The organism is Pseudogemmobacter blasticus, assembly GCF_003071405.1.
GTDB lineage: Bacteria > Pseudomonadota > Alphaproteobacteria > Rhodobacterales > Rhodobacteraceae > Pseudogemmobacter > Pseudogemmobacter blasticus.
In genome coordinates this window covers 102,626-120,567 of record NZ_CP020470.1, presented here as the reverse complement: position 1 = coordinate 120,567, position 17,942 = coordinate 102,626, and the positions used below count along the sequence as shown (strand labels likewise).

At 66.2% G+C, this 17,942-nt stretch carries 14 protein-coding genes; 6 read left to right on the top strand and 8 right to left on the bottom strand.

From position 1 onward, the window contains the following. Positions 1–123 precede the first annotated feature (123 nt). Positions 124–1,929, top strand: coding sequence for a phosphogluconate dehydratase (gene edd / locus B6K69_RS00575; protein WP_108642405.1), 1,806 nt, complete (start codon positions 124–126; stop codon positions 1,927–1,929). 135 nt (positions 1,930–2,064) lie between these two features. Next, a complete protein-coding gene (locus tag B6K69_RS00570; protein ID WP_108642404.1) occupies positions 2,065–2,709 on the top strand; it encodes a bifunctional 4-hydroxy-2-oxoglutarate aldolase/2-dehydro-3-deoxy-phosphogluconate aldolase in 645 nt (214 codons plus the stop codon). Here B6K69_RS00570 and B6K69_RS00565 read toward each other — a convergent pair. Together B6K69_RS00565 and B6K69_RS00560 are read right to left on the bottom strand one after the other, a co-directional pair. Further along, on the bottom strand, positions 2,706–3,800 hold the full coding sequence (locus B6K69_RS00565) for an ABC transporter ATP-binding protein (protein ID WP_108642403.1): 1,095 nt from the start codon (positions 3,798–3,800) through the stop codon (positions 2,706–2,708). The two genes, B6K69_RS00570 and B6K69_RS00565, sit on opposite strands and share 4 nt — an antisense overlap. A 64-nt stretch (positions 3,801–3,864) precedes the next feature. After that, positions 3,865–4,644 (bottom strand): SDR family oxidoreductase, encoded by a 780-nt coding sequence (locus tag B6K69_RS00560; RefSeq protein ID WP_108644704.1) that lies wholly within the window; start codon positions 4,642–4,644, stop codon positions 3,865–3,867. 253 nt (positions 4,645–4,897) lie between these two features. On the opposite strand from B6K69_RS00560, the gene B6K69_RS00555 reads away from it, so the two are divergent. Then, positions 4,898–5,947: a Hint domain-containing protein gene (locus tag B6K69_RS00555; RefSeq protein WP_228156775.1), complete on the top strand. Its 1,050-nt coding sequence runs from the start codon at positions 4,898–4,900 to the stop codon at positions 5,945–5,947. 30 nt (positions 5,948–5,977) lie between these two features. Here the strand turns inward: B6K69_RS00555 and B6K69_RS00550 are convergent, their stop codons facing one another. Next, positions 5,978–7,312 carry an Nramp family divalent metal transporter gene (locus tag B6K69_RS00550; RefSeq protein WP_108642402.1) on the bottom strand — a complete coding sequence of 445 codons (1,335 nt, stop codon included), beginning with the start codon at positions 7,310–7,312 and terminating at the stop codon, positions 5,978–5,980. Positions 7,313–7,468: 156 nt separating this feature from the next. Here B6K69_RS00550 and B6K69_RS00545 point away from each other — a divergent pair, with 156 nt between their 5' ends. The 3 genes from B6K69_RS00545 to B6K69_RS00535 all read left to right on the top strand — a co-directional run bounded on the left by B6K69_RS00545 (position 7,469) and on the right by B6K69_RS00535 (position 11,703). Then, complete coding sequence (locus B6K69_RS00545; RefSeq protein ID WP_107673122.1) at positions 7,469–9,067, top strand: peptide chain release factor 3; 1,599 nt, start codon at positions 7,469–7,471, stop codon at positions 9,065–9,067. A 152-nt stretch (positions 9,068–9,219) separates the two neighbouring features. Further along, positions 9,220–9,945, top strand: a complete 726-nt coding sequence (locus tag B6K69_RS00540; RefSeq protein ID WP_108642401.1) for a hypothetical protein — start codon at positions 9,220–9,222, stop codon at positions 9,943–9,945. 174 nt (positions 9,946–10,119) lie between these two features. Further along, positions 10,120–11,703, top strand: coding sequence for a DEAD/DEAH box helicase (locus tag B6K69_RS00535; protein ID WP_108642400.1), 1,584 nt, complete (start codon positions 10,120–10,122; stop codon positions 11,701–11,703). A 49-nt stretch (positions 11,704–11,752) separates the two neighbouring features. On the opposite strand, the gene B6K69_RS00530 is transcribed toward B6K69_RS00535, so the two are convergent. Genes B6K69_RS00530 through B6K69_RS00510 form a run of 5 tightly spaced genes read right to left on the bottom strand, consistent with a single transcriptional unit; the run spans position 11,753 to position 17,938 of the window. Then, positions 11,753–13,432: a ribonuclease J gene (locus tag B6K69_RS00530; RefSeq protein WP_107673005.1), complete on the bottom strand. Its 1,680-nt coding sequence runs from the start codon at positions 13,430–13,432 to the stop codon at positions 11,753–11,755. Then, complete coding sequence (locus B6K69_RS00525) at positions 13,429–14,202, bottom strand: type III pantothenate kinase (RefSeq protein ID WP_108642399.1); 774 nt, start codon at positions 14,200–14,202, stop codon at positions 13,429–13,431. Before B6K69_RS00525 ends, B6K69_RS00530 begins: the two co-directional genes overlap by 4 nt. Before the next feature lie 21 nt (positions 14,203–14,223). Continuing rightward, the gene (locus B6K69_RS00520) at positions 14,224–14,955 is read right to left on the bottom strand and encodes a biotin--[acetyl-CoA-carboxylase] ligase (RefSeq protein ID WP_108642398.1); all 732 of its coding nucleotides are present in this window, start codon (positions 14,953–14,955) and stop codon (positions 14,224–14,226) included. After that, positions 14,945–16,384 carry an NADH-quinone oxidoreductase subunit NuoN gene (gene nuoN, locus B6K69_RS00515; RefSeq protein WP_108642397.1) on the bottom strand — a complete coding sequence of 480 codons (1,440 nt, stop codon included), beginning with the start codon at positions 16,382–16,384 and terminating at the stop codon, positions 14,945–14,947. The genes B6K69_RS00520 and nuoN overlap by 11 nt, the downstream gene beginning before the upstream one ends. A 9-nt stretch (positions 16,385–16,393) precedes the next feature. Then, positions 16,394–17,938, bottom strand: coding sequence for an NADH-quinone oxidoreductase subunit M (locus B6K69_RS00510; protein ID WP_108642396.1), 1,545 nt, complete (start codon positions 17,936–17,938; stop codon positions 16,394–16,396). Between the last annotated feature and the right edge of the window lie 4 nt (positions 17,939–17,942).

The following is a 17,942-nucleotide window of genomic DNA, read 5'->3' as shown; positions in this document are numbered from 1 at the left end:
GAAGGTCTATCCTTCCCCAAGGCCGCCGCCCCACCCTGGCAGCCCGTGATGTCGCAGGGGTATTGTTAGCGCTAACGCTACCTGCTAAAACCCACCTGACACCCATCGACCGAAAGGCAGGCCATGCCGCTGCATCCCACCATCGCCCGCGTCACTGATCGTATCCGCGCCCGGTCCGAAGCCAGCCGCGGCGCCTATCTGTCCCGGGTTGCCGCCGCCGTTGCCCAAGGCCCCGCCCGCGCGCATCTGAGCTGCGGCAACCAGGCCCATGCCTATGCCGCGATGGCCGCCGACAAGCCCGCCCTGTCGGAAACCCGCGCCCCGAACATCGGCATCGTCACCGCCTATAACGACATGCTCTCGGCCCACCAGCCATTCGAGACATACCCCGACCGCATCCGCGCCACCGCGCGCCGCGCCGGGGCCACCGCCCAGGTGGCGGGCGGTGTGCCCGCCATGTGCGATGGCGTGACCCAGGGGCAGCCCGGCATGGAACTGTCGCTCTTCTCGCGCGATGTGATCGCGCTTTCTGCCGGCGTCGCCCTGTCGCACAACTGTTTCGACGCCGCCCTCTTCCTTGGCGTCTGTGACAAGATCGTGCCCGGCCTGATCATGGCCGCCGCCACCTTCGGCCATATCCCCAGCGTCTTTGTCCCCGCCGGCCCGATGACCAGCGGCATTCCGAATGATGAAAAATCCCGCGTCCGCAACGCCTTTGCCGAAGGCAAGGCCACGCGGGCCGAGCTGATGGCGGCGGAAATGGCCAGCTACCACGGCCCCGGCACCTGCACCTTCTACGGCACCGCGAACACCAACCAGATGCTGATGGAGGTGATGGGCCTGCACCTGCCCGGCGCCAGCTTCGTGAACCCAGGCACCCCCTTGCGCGACGCGCTGACCGAGGCCGCGGTGACCCGCGCAACCGAGATCACCGCGCTTGGCAACGACTTCCGCCCGGTGGGCGAGATTCTGGACGAACGCGCCTATGTCAACGGCATTGTCGGGCTGATGGCGACGGGCGGCTCGACCAACCTTGTCCTGCACCTGCCCGCCATGGCCCGCGCCTCGGGCGTGCTGCTGGACCTGCAGGATTTCGACGACCTGTCGCAAGCCGTGCCACTGATGGCCAAGGTCTATCCGAACGGGCTGGCCGACGTGAACCATTTTCATGCGGCGGGCGGCCTGCCCTTCCTGATCGGACAGCTTCTGGATGCGGGCCTGCTGCACCCAGATGCCAAGACCGTGGCCGGCGACGGCCTTGCCGCCTACCGGCAGGAACCGAAACTGACCGGGGGCCGGTTGGGCTGGTCCGACGGTCCCGCCACCACGCTGAACGACAAGATCCTGCGCCCCGCCGCCGATCCGTTCCAGCCCACCGGCGGGTTGACGCAACTGTCCGGCAACCTTGGCCGCGGCGTGATCAAGGTTTCGGCCGTCGCGCCCGAGCGTCACATCATCGAGGCCCCCACCCGCGTCTTCCACAGCCAGGAGGCGGTGAAGGCCGCCTTCAAGGCCGGGGAATTCACCTCCGACACCGTGGTCGTGGTCCGCTTCCAGGGACCGCAGGCCAATGGGATGCCCGAACTGCATTCGCTGACCCCGACGCTCAGCGTCTTGCAGGACCGTGGCCTGCGCGTGGCGCTGGTGACAGATGGCCGGATGTCAGGCGCCAGCGGCAAGGTGCCCGCCGCGATCCACGTCTCGCCCGAAGCGGCCGCCGGCGGCCCGCTGGCCCGGCTGCGCGACGGTGATCGGGTGCGGCTTGACGCGACAACCGGCACGCTGACCTGCCTTGAACCCGGCTTCGACAACCGGACACCTGCCACCGCCGACCTTTCCGCCAATGCCCATGGCATCGGGCGCGAGCTGTTCGAAGCCTTCCGCCGCAATGTCGGCCCGGCCGAAACCGGCGCCTCGGTGGTCGTCTAGGCCACCCCGCCTTCACCTCCGGCGGGGGGCGTTGTACCAGGATGAAATCCCGCAGCTTCATCTTGGACAAAATACCCCCGCCGGAGGCACCCGCCCTTTCAACCACCCCGCCGTCCGGGGACAGGAGACAACACGATGACCCCTGCCGAACAATCGCAGAAAGCCGCCGAAATCTGTGCGCTGGCCCCCGTGGTGCCGGTGCTGGTGATCGAGGATGCCGCCCAGGCCCGCCCGTTGGCCGAAGCCTTGGTCGCAGGCGGCCTGCCCGCGCTTGAGGTAACCCTGCGCACCCCCGCCGCGCTGGACGCCATCCGCGCCATGGCCGAGGTGCCGGGCGGCGTGGTCGGCGCGGGCACCCTGCTGACGCCCGCCGATGTGCGCGCGGCCAAGGCGGCGGGCGCGCGCTTCGGCGTTTCGCCCGGTGCCACCGACCGGCTGATCGCCGCCTGTGAAGATGAGGGGCTACCGCTCCTGCCCGGCGCTGTCACCGCCTCGGAAATCATGGCGCTGCTGGAGCGCGGCTATACGGTGCAGAAGTTCTTTCCCGCCGAACAATCCGGCGGCGCGGCCTTCCTCAAGTCGATCGGCGCGCCGATCCCGCAGGTGCGGTTCTGCCCCACGGGCGGCATCTCGCTGAAGAACGCCCGCGATTATCTGGCGCTGAAGACCATCGCCTGTGTCGGCGGAAGCTGGGTCGCCCCGAAAGAGGCGCTGGCCGCCGGCAACTGGGCCGAAGTCACCCGTCTGGCCGCCGAAGCCGCCGCCCTGCCGCGCGGCTAGGCCGACTTGCCCGCGCCGAAGACAAAGCACTTGTCGCGGCGGATCATCAGCCAGAACGCGGTGCCCGGCCCCGGCAGGAATACGCCCGGCACGCTGGCCGTCAGCCGTGATCCGTCAAAATCCATGCGGAACTCGACCAGGCTTTCGCGGCCCAGATAGCGCGCCCGCACCACCTCGCCCCGGGCGGCCATGCCGTCCTGCGGGGTGGGCAGCGGTCCGCGTCCGCCGCGGTCAAAGTCGATCTTCAGGTGCTGCGGACGGATCACGATTTCCACCGCCGCGCCATCCGCATGGCCCGGCGTCAGGAAGGCGCCGAAGGCGGTTTCGGTCAGCGCGCCCCTGGACACGCCACGGATCACGTTGACATCGCTGAAGAAAGCCGCCGCCGCCTTGTCCACCGGCGCGTTATAGACGTTGTAGGGCGCGCCCTTCTGCACGATCCGCCCGCCGCGCATCAGCGCGATTTCGTCGGCCATCCGCATCGCTTCGTCCGGCTCATGCGTGACCAGCACCACGCCGGCGCCTTCTTCCTTGAGAATGTCCAGCGTCACATCGCGGATGCCGTCGCGCAGCCGGTTGTCCAGGCCCGAGAACGGTTCATCCATCAGCATCACGCCGGGCCGCGGGGCCAGCGCCCGGGCCAGCGCCACGCGCTGCTGTTCGCCGCCCGACAACTGGTGCGGATGCTTGGGGCCGAAGCCGGTCAGGTTCACCCGCTCCAGCAATTCATCCACCCGCCGCGCGCGGGCGGCCTTGTCGCCGCCCAGGCCGAAGGCCACGTTGCCCGCCACCGTCAGGTGCGGGAACAGCGCGAAGTCCTGGAACATCAGCCCGACGCCGCGCTTCTCGGGCGGCAGGTGCAGCCCCGGGCCGGCCATCGCCACGCCGTCGATGCGGACGGTGCCCGCCTCCAGCCGCTCGACCCCGGCAATCATCCGCAGCGTGGTAGATTTCCCACAGCCCGACGGGCCCAGCAGGCAGGTCACCTGCCCCGGTGCCACGCTGAAACTGACGCCATCGACCACGGGGCGCCCGCCGAAGGCGCGGGTCAGGCCCTGAACCTCAAGACGGGGGGCGCGGGCGTCGGGCATGATTTCCTTCCTGAAACAGTCAGGAACGCGGATAGCAGCCGCGCCGCGCCCCCGCAACCCGGCGCTACATCGACAGGTTGGTCGCGCCGCCGTCCAGCAGGATGTTCTGCCCCACGATGAAACCGGCATGTTGCGAACACAGGAAGGCACAGGCCGCCCCGAATTCCTCGGGCGTGCCGTAGCGCCCGGCGGGAATGGTCGCCATCCGCTCGGCCTGCGCGGCCTCGTAGCTGATGCCCTTGGCCTTGACCACGCCCTGATCCAGCGCCACCGCGCGGTCGGTCGCATGGATGCCGGGCAGAAGGTTGTTGATCGTCACACCCTTGCCCGCCACCTGCCGCGCCGTTCCGGCGACAAAGCCGGTCAGACCGGCCCGCGCCGAGTTTGACAGCCCCAGCACCCCGACCGGCGCCTTGACCGAGACCGAGGTGATATTGACCACCCGCCCCCAGCCGCGCGCCATCATGCCCGGCAGCACCGCCTGAATCAGCGCGATCGGCGTCAGCATGTTGGCATCCAGCGCCTTGATGAAATCCTCGCGATCCCAGTCCGACCACAGGCCCGGCGGCGGGCCGCCGGCATTGGTGACCAGAATGTCAACCTGCGGCCCTGCCGCGGCCAACACCGCCGCGCGCCCCGCCTCGGTGGTGATGTCGGCCGCCACCGCCGTCACCGCGACCCCGGCCGCGCGCAGATCGGCCGCCGTCGCTTCCAGCGCCTCGCGGCCGCGCGCGCAGATCACCAGATCGACGCCCGCCACCGCCAGCGCCTCGGCGCAGCCGCGCCCCAGGCCCCTGGACGCCGCACAGACGATTCCCTTCCGCCCGTTGATCCCGAGATCCATCTTCACCTCCTGCATGTATTTCGCCCGGCAACTTCGCGCGCAAGTTACCAATGTGGCCGGAATTGCCTTCCCCCGTCCACAGTCTGGCCGCATCTAGCCGATATCTTGTCCGGGTTCGCAAGCATCGGATAGACCTTCGTGCTACAACTGACGATAAGACATGATTACCAAGTGCAGCAGTGACATGACATCCGATCACAGTCTTCCCCTTCCAGGCCAAGCCTGCCAGATCTTTGCTGCGGATGATCTTTTCGTGTCATCCGGGGTGAATGGTGGCGATGCGCTTGGCTTGCCGGATGAAGTTCTGACGGGCGACATCTACGCGCTGGACGACATGGCCCGCCCGCTGCTTTTGCGCATCACCTCGCCGCAGCCCGGCGAAGAGGTGCAGGTTGCCGACGGATCGTCGGTCGGCACCCGCGGTGACACGGTCCGCCTGCTGGCCAGCTATACGATGATGTCCCCCGATGGCGACCGGACCGAACTTCTGCTGCTGTCCGTGTCCGGCGGGCTTTATGCCCTGCCGCTGTCGCCGGTCATCGCGCAAACCGATTATACGCTGATCAAGGTTGAAACCGCGCCCGAACAGACCCGGCTTGCCGATGTGATGGCGCTGTCTTTCGGCCGCGGAACCCGCATCACCCTGGCCAACGGCCATCAGGTCGCGGTTGAAAAGCTGCGGCCCGGCGCCATGATCCTGACGCGCGACCACGGCCCCCAACCCCTGCGCTATGTCGGGCGGGCCACGCTGCGCGCCACCGGCGTCTTTGCGCCGGTGATCATTCCCCAGGGCGTTCTGGGCAATTCCGGGGCGCTGGTCGTCAGCCAGCAGCACAGGATGTTCCTTTATCAGCGCCGCCGGTTGCCGGGGATTCCGATGTCGGAACTTCTGGTGCAGGCCCGTGACCTGGTTGATCAGGAAACCGTCTTCATCCGCGACGGCGGCTTTGTCGACTGGTTCAGCCTGATCTTCGACCGGCACGAGATCATTTACGCCGAGGGGATTCCCGCTGAAAGCCTGATGGTGAATGACGCCACCGTCAGCCGCCTGCCCCCCGCCGTTGCGCAAGAGGTGCGCCGGCAGTTCCCGGAACTGGCCCATGTGCAGCGGTTCGGCACCGAAGCGGGCCGGCAGTTTCTGGAAGCGATTGGCCCCGCCACCCTGTTCCGCAAGCCGCGCCAGCGCCGCGACCCGGCGGCAGCGGCCCCGTTGATGGGGCTGGACAAGACGGTTGCGGGAAATCCCCGGCCCGCGCCCATGACGCCCCCCGATGACCGGGACGGGAATTCGGCCGCAAGCTGAGGGGCGGCACCCGCCCCCTGCTGACGCCCCCTAGCCGATCAGCAACGATCCCAGCAGATGCAGGTTCAGGCCGATGATCGTCACCGCGATCAGCGCCGCAACCGCAGTCAGCCAGCGCGGCGCCACCATGTCGCCCATCTTGGCCTTGCTGGCGGTGAACATCACCAACGGCACGATGGCAAAGGGCAACTGGAAGCTGAGAACGACCTGGCTCAGGATCAGCAGCTTGCCCGTCTCGCTGGCGCCCCAGATCAGGATCACCACCAGCGCCGGCACGATGGCCACCGACCGGGCGATCAGCCGCCGCAGCGCCGGGCTGATGCGGAAGGCGATGAACCCCTCCATCACGATCTGCCCGGCCATGGTGGCCGTCACCGTGGCGTTCAGCCCGCAGGCCAGCAGCGCCACCCCGAACAGCGTCGGGGCCAGCGATCCGCCCAACAGCGGCGACAACAGCGCATGGGCCTGGTCGATCTCGACGATCTCGTGGTTGCCGCTGGCATGGAAGGTTGCGGCGGCCAGGATCAGGATCGAGGCATTGATCAACAGCGCCAGCATCAGCGCGATGGTGCTATCCCATGTCGCATGGCGCAGCGCCTCGTGCCGGCTGGCCGGGTCGGCGCCCCAGGCGCGGGTCTGCACGATGCCGGAATGAAGATACAGGTTATGCGGCATCACCGTGGCCCCGATGATGCCAAGCGCGATATACAGCATGTCGGGGTTGCGCAGGATCTCGACCGAAGGGGCAAAGCCCCGGATCACCGCGTTCCAGTCCGGGTCGGCCATGGCGATCTGCACCAGGAAACAGGCCGCGATCACGCCCAGCAGGGCAATCACCACCGCCTCGACCTTGCGGAAACCACGGTTCTGCAACCACAGGATCAGGAACACATCGCCCGCCGTCAGGAAGATGCCGATCTCCAGCGGAATACCGAACAACAGGTTCAGGCCGATGGCGGTGCCGATCACCTCGGCCAGATCGGTGGCGATGATCGCCGCCTCGGCAAACAGCCACAACGGCACCGAAATCCAGCGCGGATAGGCATCGCGGCAGGCCTGCGCCAGATCGCGGCCCGATCCGATGGCCAGCCGCGCGCACAAGGATTGCAGCAGGATCGCCATGATGTTCGACAAAAGCGCAACCGACAGCAGCGCATAGCCGAACTTCGCCCCACCTGCCAGCGAGGTGGCCCAGTTGCCGGGGTCCATGTACCCCACCGCGACAAGGTAGCCCGGCCCGACAAAGGCCATGAACCGCCGCAACCGCGATGTGCCCCTGGGCACGACGATCGAGCCGAACACTTCGGAAAGCGAGGGCGCGGTGCGCTCCTGGCGCCAGGCAGGCGGAGCTTCGGGATTGGACATGACGGCCTAGATGCAAATGATTTGCATTATCAATAGACCTGCCCCCGTCCCCGGTCAAGCCTGATTGCGGGCCGCCGTGGGACGCGAACAGGGCCGAAAACTCAGGCCAAATCCCCCCCGTGGACGGAAGGCCCGCTTTGGGATATGAGCCGCGCCATGCCCAGCAATGCCGCCCCCCTTCCGCCCGAAATCGCCCGCCGCCGGACCTTTGCGATCATCTCGCACCCCGACGCCGGCAAGACCACGCTGACCGAAAAGTTCCTGCTGTTCGGCGGTGCCATCCAGATGGCCGGTCAGGTCCGCGCCAAGGGCGACGCCCGGCGCACCCGGTCGGACTTCATGAAGATGGAACAGGAACGCGGCATCTCGGTCTCGGCCTCGGCCATGAGCTTCGATTTCCGCCAGTTCCGCTTCAATCTGGTGGACACCCCCGGTCACAGCGACTTTTCCGAAGACACCTACCGCACCCTGACGGCGGTGGACGCGGCAGTCATGGTGATTGACGGCGCCAAGGGCGTGGAATCCCAGACCCGCAAGCTGTTCGAGGTCTGCCGCCTGCGCGACCTGCCGATCCTGACCTTCTGCAACAAGATGGACCGCGAAAGCCGCGACGTTTTCGAGATCATCGACGAGATTCAGGAAAACCTTGCCATCGACGTGACGCCGGCCTCCTGGCCCATCGGTCAGGGCCGCGATTTCATCGGGGCTTATGACATCCTGCATGACCGGCTGGAAATCATGGACCGCGCCGACCGTAACAAGGTGGCGGAATCGATCCAGATCACCGGCCTTGACGACCCCAAGCTGTCGGATCACGTCCCCGCCGACCTGCTGGCCAAGCTGCGCGAAGATCTGGAAATGGCCCGCGAACTGCTGCCCGCCTTTGACCGCGAGCAGTTCCTGCACGGCGCCATGACGCCAATCTGGTTCGGCAGCGCCATCAACAGCTTTGGCGTCAAGGAACTGATGGACGGCATCGGCGAATACGGCCCCGAGCCGCAGCCGCAAAAGGCCGCCGAACGCCAGATCAGCGCCGAGGAAGGCCCGGTCACCGGCTTCGTCTTCAAGGTGCAGGCCAACATGGACCCCAAGCACCGCGACCGGGTGGCCTTCGTCCGCCTTGCCTCGGGCCATTTCGAACGCGGGATGAAGCTGTTTCATGTCCGGTCGAAAAAGCCGATGGCGGTGTCGAACCCGGTCCTCTTTCTGGCCGCCGACCGCGAACTGGCCGAGGAAGCCTGGGCCGGCGACATCATCGGCATCCCGAACCACGGCCAGTTGCGCATCGGCGATGCGCTGACCGAAGGCGAGGCGCTGCGCTTCACCGGCATCCCCAGCTTTGCGCCGGAACTGCTGCAATCCATCCGCGCGCTGGACCCGATGAAGGCCAAGCATCTGGAAAAGGCCCTGACCCAGTTCGCCGAGGAAGGGGCTGCCAAGGTGTTCAAGCCGATGATCAGCTCTGGCTATATCGTCGGCGTCGTCGGCGCCCTGCAGTTCGAGGTGCTGGCCAGCCGGATCGAACAGGAATACGCCCTGCCCGTCCGTTTTGAAGGGTCGAACTTCACCTCCGCGCGCTGGATTTCCGGCGACAAGGCGGAAATCGAGAAGCTGGTCAACGTCAACAAGCAGCACATCGCCACCGACAGCGACGGCGATCTGGTGTTCCTGACCCGCCTGCAATGGGACATCGACCGTGTGCTGCGCGATTACCCCGGGGTGCGGCTGACGGCGACCAAGGAAATGATGGTCTGATCCGCCCGAAGGCGGGTCAGCCCCCGGCCGTTCTTGACCCATGGGCAGACCGGCCATACCTTTTTCAAAGGTCAGCCCCGGCTTGCGGCGCGTGACACGGCATCGTCAAGGAGCGCGGTCCCATTCCCACCTATGCTGACGCCCCGGACGAGTTGATCGCGATCTGGAACAAGCGGCGCGAACCGCTGAGGGCCGGACGGCACGAAGGCCTGCCGCCGCTGGATACCGATCTTCGCGCGCTGGCCATGGCCGTGGTGCCCGAAGGCGAAACCCTGCCGCTCCGCGCCTCGCCCCATGCGCGCAAGCGGTTCGAGGTGCGGCGCGATCTGGTGGGCAAAAGCGAACTTGCCGCCCTGAACGCGCTGCTGATCGCCCATCTGCGCAAGCAAAGCTACCCGGACCACGCGCCGCAACTGTTCCGCCGGATCTGGACGGAAGAGGCCGATCACCTGTTGCAGGAACTGTCGTCGCGCTGGCTGATCTCATCGGCCATCACCTTTGGCGATCATGGCGAAACCGAAGCGCAACGGCGAATCGGTCTGGCAATGAATGTGCTGTTTTCGCAGATGAAACTGTATGAATTCGAGCGGGTTCATTCCGGCGTGCCCGCCGATCAGCCGTTTCGGCCACGGCCCGGCGTCAAGCAGATCCTGCCGATGGATCTGCCGGGGTTCGCGCTTCTGTCCGGCGGGCTGGACATCAACCTGCTGGCCCAGATCTGGTCGATGGCTCTGGAAGAACCGATTGCCGGGCGGCTGGCCTGTCACCTGCTGGACAAGCTGAACGACGACCCCCGCTCGCTGTTCCGCCGCATTTCCCTGATGCGGGCCGATCTGATCGCACGCCGCGCTGCCAAGGCCGCCGGGCAGGCAGACTGACAGCCGCCCGCCCCGGTCAAGGACACCCTGCCCGTCCGGCCACGCAACTTGACCGAAAGCCGGCTTTCCTGTATCGCCCGATCAGGCCCTTTACGGCCTGAATCCGCGGGGCGCCCGGAAGTTGCGTCCCATTACCCCCGTGCGGGGCCAGCCCCCGCATCTGACAGGACGCTGATGACCAAATTCTCCGACCTCGCGCTTGACCCGCGCGTGCTGCAAGCCGTCACGGAATCGGGCTATGAAACGCCGACTCCGATCCAGGCCCAGGCCATTCCCGAAGCTCTGAAGGGCCGTGACGTGCTGGGTATTGCCCAGACCGGCACCGGCAAGACCGCCAGCTTCACCCTGCCGATGATCACGCTGCTGGGCCAGGGCCGGGCGCGGGCGCGGATGCCGCGCAGCCTTGTGCTGGCGCCGACGCGCGAACTGGCGGCCCAGGTGGCCGAAAGTTTCGACACCTATGCCAAGCACACCAAGCTGACCAAGGCCCTGCTGATTGGCGGCGTTGCCTTCGGCGAACAGGACAAGCTGATCGACCGTGGCGTCGATGTGCTGATCGCCACCCCCGGCCGTCTGCTGGACCATTTCGAACGCGGCAAGCTTCTGCTGACCGGTGTTCAGATCATGGTGGTCGATGAAGCCGACCGGATGCTGGACATGGGCTTCATCCCCGACATCGAGCGCATCTTCCAACTGACGCCCTTCACCCGTCAGACGATGTTCTACAGCGCCACCATGGCGCCCGAGATCGAGCGGATCACCAACACCTTCCTGACCAACCCCGCCCGCGTCGAGGTTGCCCGTCAGGCCACCACCAGCGAGACGATCGAACAGAAGCTGATCGCCTTTGCCCCCAGCCGCAAGGACCGCAGCTTTGCCGAAAAGCGCGCCGTTCTGCGCGCGCTGATCAAGGCCGAGGGCGAGGCCTGCACTAACGGCATCGTGTTCTGCAACCGCAAGATGGATGTGGACGTTGTGGCCAAGTCGCTGAAGTCGCACGGCTTCAACGCCGCGCCGATCCATGGCGACCTTGACCAGTCACAGCGCACCCGCACGCTGGATGCGTTCCGCGATGGCAGCCTGCATATTCTGGTGGCCTCGGACGTGGCGGCGCGCGGGCTGGACATTCCGGCGGTCAGCCATGTGTTCAACTTCGACGTGCCCTCGCACCCCGAGGATTACGTCCACCGCATCGGCCGCACTGGCCGGGCCGGCCGTCTGGGCAAGGCCTATACGATCTCGGTGCCGATGGATGACAAGTATCTCAAGGCCATCGAAAGCCTTGTGAAGATGGAAATCCCGCGCGGCGAACTGCCCGAAGGGCTGGATCTGGCCGAAGCCGGCACCGACCGGCCGCGTGAGGAACGCAGCCCGCGCGGCCGTGGCGACCGTGACCGCAGCCGTGGCCGGGGTGAGCGGTCGGGTGAGCGTGAGCGGAGCGAGCGCAAGCCGCGCTTCGAGGCCGAAACCGTGGCCGTCGAACCCGCCGAGCCCGTCGCCGCCGTGGCCGAGGCCCCTGCCCGCCCCGAGCGCAGCGAAGAGCCGCGCGCCGAACGCCGCGAACCGCGCGACCGGCGCGACCGCAAGGACGACCGGCGCGAGGATCGTCGGGACGACCGCCGCGACCGCCGGGATGAGGGCGGGTCGGTGCGCGGCATGGGCGACCATGTTCCCGAATTCATCCTGCGCAGCTTCAAGATCGCCGCACCGTCGCCGGAAACCGCCGAAGACGAAGCCCCGGCCGACGCTGAAAGCTGAGATCAGATTGCAGCACGAAATGAAACGGGGGCCTTTCGGCCCCCGTTTTTCATTCCTCGATCAGTCGGCTGACGACGACCGTCACCTCTGGCTTCTTGCCGATCTCCTCCATGGTGACCTGGCGAACGACCTTGCGGATTTCCTCATCCATCTTGCCGTCATCCTTGAGCGTCTTGCGCCCGGCACGCCCCATCCAGTCGGCCAGATCGGATTCAAGGGTTTCGTTCAGCAGCCGGTCGCCACGGCCGCGGTCGGTCAGACCCATGATCTCGACCCAGGGTTCGCCCATCGGCTGATCCTTCTCGTCCAGGATCACCGTCACCAGCACATGCCCGTTCAGCGCCATGCGGATACGGTCGCGCACCACGCCATCCATGGCGCCGATCTGCACCGAGCCGTCCAGATAGACGCGCCCGGTCTCGATCCGCTCGGCCACCACCGGCACATCGCCGGTCAGGTTCAGCATCATGCCATTGGTGGCCACCATGCCGGCAATGCCGGCCTCGGTGGCGATGCGGACATGTTCCGTCAGGTGGCGATGTTCGCCATGCACCGGGATCAGCATGTCGGGCAGCAGCGTGCGGTGAACATGTTCCAGATCGGGCCGGTTGGCATGGCCCGAGACGTGGTAAAGCCCGTCAGTATCGTCATGCACCGTGACGCCCATCTCTGAAAACGCATTCCAGATGTGGATCACGCTGCGCTCGTTGCCCGGAATGGTGCGGCTTGAGAACAGGAAGCTGTCGCCCTGCCGCATCTCGAATCCCAGATACTTGCCGCGCGACAGCGCCGCACTTGCCGCACGGCGTTCGCCCTGGCTGCCGGTGACCAACAGCATCAGGTTGCGGCGCGGAATTTCCAGCGCCTCTTCCGGCGTCACGATGCGGGGAAAGCCGTTCAGCACCCCCGCCTCTTCTGAAGCCGCCAGCATCCGCTTCATGGAACGGCCCAATACGCAGATTGACCGATCGGCAGCGCGGCCAGCCTGCGCCAGCGTCTTCAGCCGTGCCACGTTCGACCCGAAGGTGGTGGCGACGAACATCCCCGGCGCTTCCGAAATCAGCTTGGCCAGCGGTTCGGCCAGCGTCGCCTCGGACCGGCCGGGATGGTTCGAAAACACGTTGGTGCTGTCGCAGGTCAGCACCTTGACCGGCGCTTCGGCGGCGATGCCGGCCCACATCGCATCATCCCAGCCCTCGCCCACCACGGGGGTGCGGTCGATCTTGAAATCGCCGGAATGGACGATCCGCCCCGCGGGCGTATCAATGATCAGACCCGAGCTTTCGGGGATGGAATGGCTGACCGGCACGAACTGCACCTTGAACGGCCCGGCGGTCACGGTTGCGGGCCGCGGCTCGACGGTGACCACCGCATCAACCGGCAACCCGGCCTCTTCCAGCTTCAGCCGGCCGATGGTGGCGGTGAAGCGGCGGGCATAGACCTTCTTCTTGCCAAGCTGCGGCCACATCAGTGCCAGCGCCCCGATATGGTCTTCGTGGGCATGGGTGATGAAGATCGCCTCCAGCCGGTCAACCCGTGCCGCCAGCCAGGAAATGTCGGGCAGGATCAGGTCAACCCCCGGTGCGCCGTCCATATCGGGGAAGGTCACGCCCATGTCGACCAGGATCAGCCGCTCCTTGCCGGGCGGACCATAGCCGAACACATAGGCGTTCATGCCGATCTCGCCGGCACCCCCGAGGGGAAGATAGATCAGCCGGTCCTTGCTCATGCCGTTTCCTTGTTGAAGTCGTTGATCAGGACCAGCCCGTGCATTGTCAGGTCGTCCTCGATGGAATGGAACAGGTCGGTGCCCTGCGCGAAAAGAGAGGCGAGGCCGCCGGTGGCGATCACCTTCGATGGCCGCGGGCGTTCCTTGCGGACCTCGCGCACGATGCCTTCGACAAGCCCCACATAGCCCCAATACACGCCGGATTGCATACAGGCCACCGTATTCGTGCCGATCACATGGCCGGGCTTGGCCACGTCGATATGCGGCAGGGCGGCGGCGGCCATGTGCAGCGCCTCAAGCGACAGGTTGACGCCGGGCGCGATCACCCCGCCGACATAGGCGCCGTCGTGATCCACCACGTCAAAGGTCGTGGCGGTGCCGAAGTCCACGACGATCAGGTCGCCGCCATGGCGGTCATGGCCAGCCACGGTATTGACCAGCCGGTCCGGGCCAACCGTGGTGCCCTGATCCACGCGGGGCAGCACCGGCAGCCGACATTCCGGCTTGCCCACCACCAGCGGGCGGCAGTCGAAATAGCGGTTGCACAGAACCCGCAGATTGAACACCACCCGCGGCACGGTGCTGCTGATGATCGCCTCGGTGATGGTGGTTTCCAGCTTGGTCAGCATCATCAGCGACGACAGCCAGACGAAGTATTCGTCGGCGGTGCGCTTGTGGTCGGTGGCAATGCGCCAGGTCGCCAGAAAGCGCGTGCCGTCCCAGATGGAAAAGACGGTATTGGTATTGCCGCAGTCGATGGCCAGAAGCATCACACTCTCTCCCTTGCCACGCTAGAAGAACACTTCGGCCGCGGGAATCGCAACCGGGCCGGCGGCCATGCGAAGGATCAGGTTGCCCTCGGCGTCGATGGTCTCGAACACGCCTTCGCGGGTCTCGCTGCCGGTGCGGGCGCGGATGGGTTCGCCCAGACGGGCCGCATGGGCCAGAAAGGCCGTGCGCAGGGGGGCAAAGCCTTCGGCCGCGAACCGCGCCTCCCACCCGGCATAGGCGGCGGCCAGCGCGTCAAGGAAATGCTCTGGCGTGATCCGCAGCCCGGTTTCCGACAGAAGCGAGACCGGCGTCACCGCCCCCGGTTCAACCGCACCCACCGGCGGCGCGCCGATCAGGTTGACGCCGATGCCGATGCACAGCACCGGACCTTGCGCTTCCAGCAGGATGCCGGCGACCTTGCCGCCGTTCAGCAGCACGTCGTTCGGCCACTTCAGCGAAAACACCTGCGGCAGCCCGGTCAGCGCGGCAAAGGCATCGCGCAGCGCCAGCGCGGCGGCAAAGCTGCGCAGCGCGGCGCGGGCGGGCGGGTCGGCGTGGCGCAACACCAGCGTGCCGTAGAAGTTGCCGGGCGGGCTGGCCCAGGGCCGTGCCCGCCGCCCCCGGCCCGCGCTTTGTTCGCGCGCCAGAATCCACAAGGGCCCCGTCAGATGCGGGGCCCTGCGGAAGCCTTCGGCGTTGGTGGAGTCGACCGTCTCCAGCAGCACCCGGCCGGCGGGGGCGTCAGCGGACAAGCGCTTCCGCCGCCACCTGGGCCACGGGCTCAAGCCCGAACAGGTTGACGATCCCGGCCAGCATGATGACCGCCACCGCAACCAGCATCGCCCATTGCACCGGCGCCATGCGGCTGTCGGCGGGTTCCTGATCGGCACCGAAATACATGAAGTAGACGATGCGCAGGTAGTAGAAGGCCCCGATCACCGAAGCCACGGCCCCGGCCAGCGCCAGCCAGACCATATCGGCATCGACCGCCGCCTTCAGCACATAGAACTTCCCGAAGAAGCCCACCATCGGCGGCACACCGGCCAGGCTGAACAGCAGCACCAGCATGGCCAGCGCCTTCAGCGGTTCCTTCTTCGAGAACATGTTGAGGCTGGCAATGTCGTACACCGGGCGGCCGTCGCGTTCCAGCGACAGGATGAAGGCAAAGGTGCCGACGTTCATGGTGACATAGATCACCATGTAGATCAGCATCGCCTGCACCCCTTCGACCGTGCCCACGGCCAGGCCGATCAGCGCATAGCCCATATGGGCGATCGAGGAATAGGCCATCAGGCGCTTGATGTCCTTCTGCCCGATGGCGGCAATCGCGCCAAGGAACATCGAGGCCACGGCCAGACCGGCCAGCACCTGCCCCCAGTCGCCCGGAATGGCGCCGAAGGCGTCGAACACCACCCGCGCGATCAGCGCCATGGCGGCAACCTTGGGTGCTGTGGCGAAGAAGGCGGTCACCGGGGTCGGGCTGCCCTCATAGACATCGGGCGTCCACATGTGGAAGGGCACGGCCGAGATCTTGAAGGCCAGACCGGCGATCACGAAGACCAGACCGAACAGCAGCCCCAGCGGTGCCGCCTCGCCCTGAAGCGATGTCAGGATGCCGGCAAAGGCCGTGGTGCCGGCAAAGCCATAGGCAAGCGACGCGCCATAAAGCAGCAGCCCCGACGACAGCGCCCCAAGGATGAAGTATTTCAGCCCCGCCTCGGTGGATTTCAGGCTGTCGCGGCGCAGCGCGGCCAGCACATAAAGCGCCAGCGATTGCAGCTCCAGCGCCATGTACAGCGACATCAGATCGCTGGCGCTGACCATCAGCAGCATACCCAGAACGGCCAGCGAGGCCAGAACCGGATATTCGAACCGAAGGATTCCGGTGCGGCTCATGTAGTCCTGCGCCATGATCAGCACGGCGGCGGCAGAGATCAGGATGGTCACCTTCGCGAAGCGGGCAAAGGCATCGTCGATGAACAGCGTGCCGAAGGCCGTGCGCTCGCCCTGCCCGGCCAGACCGATCCACAGCGCCAGCGCGGCCATCAGCCCCGCCGTCGCCCAGACCAGTGGCACCGCCACGCGGTCCTTGCCGGTATAGACCCCGAACATCAGCGCGGCGATGGCCCAAAGCGCAAGGACCACCTCGGGCAGGACGGTTTGAAAATCACTGGGTGTCATGCTCGGTCCTCAGTTCATCGCCACGGCGCCGGCCCCGGCCGCAGCCTGGACAGCTTCGTGGTAATCGGCAACCAGGGCAGCCACCGACGGGCCGATGACATCGGTCACCGCCGCCGGATAGACACCCAGGATCAGGGTCATGGCCACAAGCGGCGCAAAGATCGCCTTCTCGCGGCCGGTCATGTCGCTGATGCTCTTCAGGGCTTCCTTGATCAACTCGCCAAAGACGACACGGCGATACAGCCACAGCGCATAGGCCGCCGACAGGATCACGCCCGTGGTCGCCACGGCCGCCACCCAGGTATTGACCTGGAAGATGCCGACCAGCGTCAGGAATTCACCGATGAATCCGCTGGTGCCGGGCAGGCCCACGTTGGCCATGGTGAAGAACATGAAGATCAGCGCATAGGTCGGCATCCGGTTCACAAGGCCGCCATAGGCGTCGATCTCGCGGGTGTGCATCCGGTCGTAGATCACGCCGACACATAGGAACAGCGCGCCCGAGATGAAGCCGTGGCTCAGCATCTGGAAGATGGCGCCGTCAATGCCCTGCTGGTTGGCCGCGAAGATGCCCATGGTGACATAGCCCATGTGCGCAACCGACGAATAGGCGATCAGCTTCTTCATGTCCGACTGCGCCAGCGCGACAAGGCTGGTGTAGACGATGGCAATCGCGCTCATCCAGAACACCAGCCCAGACAGATGGTCGCTTGCCACCGGGAACATCGGCAGGCTGAAGCGCAGGAAGCCATAGCCGCCCATCTTCAGCATCACCGCCGCCAGCACCACCGACCCTGCGTTCGGGGCCTGAACGTGGGCGTCCGGCAGCCAGGTGTGCACCGGCCACATCGGCATCTTCACCGCGAAGCTGGCGAAGAAGGCCAGCCACAGCAGCGTCTGGATCCCGCCGATGATCTGGAAGCCCGCTACCGAGATCGTTTCGGACGCGAAGGTGTGATCCATCAGCTTCACGATGTCGGTGGTGCCCGCGTCCATGTACATGGCGATCATCGCCACCAGCATCAGCACCGAGCCGAGGAAGGTGTAGAGGAAGAACTTGAACGCCGCGTAGATGCGTTCCTTCCCGCCCCAGATGCCGATGATCAGGAACATCGGGATCAGGCCCGCCTCGAAGAACAGGTAGAACAGCACCAGATCCAGCGCGCAGAACACGCCCAGCATCAGGCTTTCCAGCACAAGGAAAGCGATCATGTATTCCTTGACGCGCTTGTCCACCTCCCAGGCGGACCAGATCACCAGGGGCATCAGGAAGGTGGTCAGCATCACGAACAGGATCGAGATGCCGTCCACGCCCATCTTGTAGGTCAGACCCAGGATCCAGGTCCGTTCGACCACGAACTGGAAGCCGGTGTTCGAAGGATCGAACTCCAGCACCAGGAAGATCGAGGCGAGGAAGGTCGCCAGCGTGGCAAAAAGGGCCAGACGCTTGGCGCCCATCTGCGCGGCATGGTCATCGCCGCGCATGAACAGCGCCATGATGGCGGCCGCGACCAGCGGCAGGAAGGTGATGATCGAGAGAAGTTGCTGTGCCATTGAT

Bases quoted from the DNA above. Each gene is read 5' to 3' on its own strand.
- edd (WP_108642405.1), top strand. From the start codon at position 124: ATGCCGCTGCATCCCACCATCGCCCGCGTCACTGATCGTATCCGCGCC.
- B6K69_RS00570 (WP_108642404.1), top strand. From the start codon at position 2,065: ATGACCCCTGCCGAACAATCGCAGAAAGCCGCCGAAATCTGTGCGCTG.
- B6K69_RS00565 (WP_108642403.1), bottom strand. From the start codon at position 3,800: ATGCCCGACGCCCGCGCCCCCCGTCTTGAGGTTCAGGGCCTGACCCGC.
- B6K69_RS00560 (WP_108644704.1), bottom strand. From the start codon at position 4,644: ATGGATCTCGGGATCAACGGGCGGAAGGGAATCGTCTGTGCGGCGTCC.
- B6K69_RS00550 (WP_108642402.1), bottom strand. From the start codon at position 7,312: ATGTCCAATCCCGAAGCTCCGCCTGCCTGGCGCCAGGAGCGCACCGCG.
- B6K69_RS00545 (WP_107673122.1), top strand. From the start codon at position 7,469: ATGCCCAGCAATGCCGCCCCCCTTCCGCCCGAAATCGCCCGCCGCCGG.
- B6K69_RS00535 (WP_108642400.1), top strand. From the start codon at position 10,120: ATGACCAAATTCTCCGACCTCGCGCTTGACCCGCGCGTGCTGCAAGCC.
- B6K69_RS00530 (WP_107673005.1), bottom strand. From the start codon at position 13,432: ATGAGCAAGGACCGGCTGATCTATCTTCCCCTCGGGGGTGCCGGCGAG.
- B6K69_RS00525 (WP_108642399.1), bottom strand. From the start codon at position 14,202: ATGCTTCTGGCCATCGACTGCGGCAATACCAATACCGTCTTTTCCATC.
- nuoN (WP_108642397.1), bottom strand. From the start codon at position 16,384: ATGACACCCAGTGATTTTCAAACCGTCCTGCCCGAGGTGGTCCTTGCG.
- B6K69_RS00510 (WP_108642396.1), bottom strand. From the start codon at position 17,938: ATGGCACAGCAACTTCTCTCGATCATCACCTTCCTGCCGCTGGTCGCG.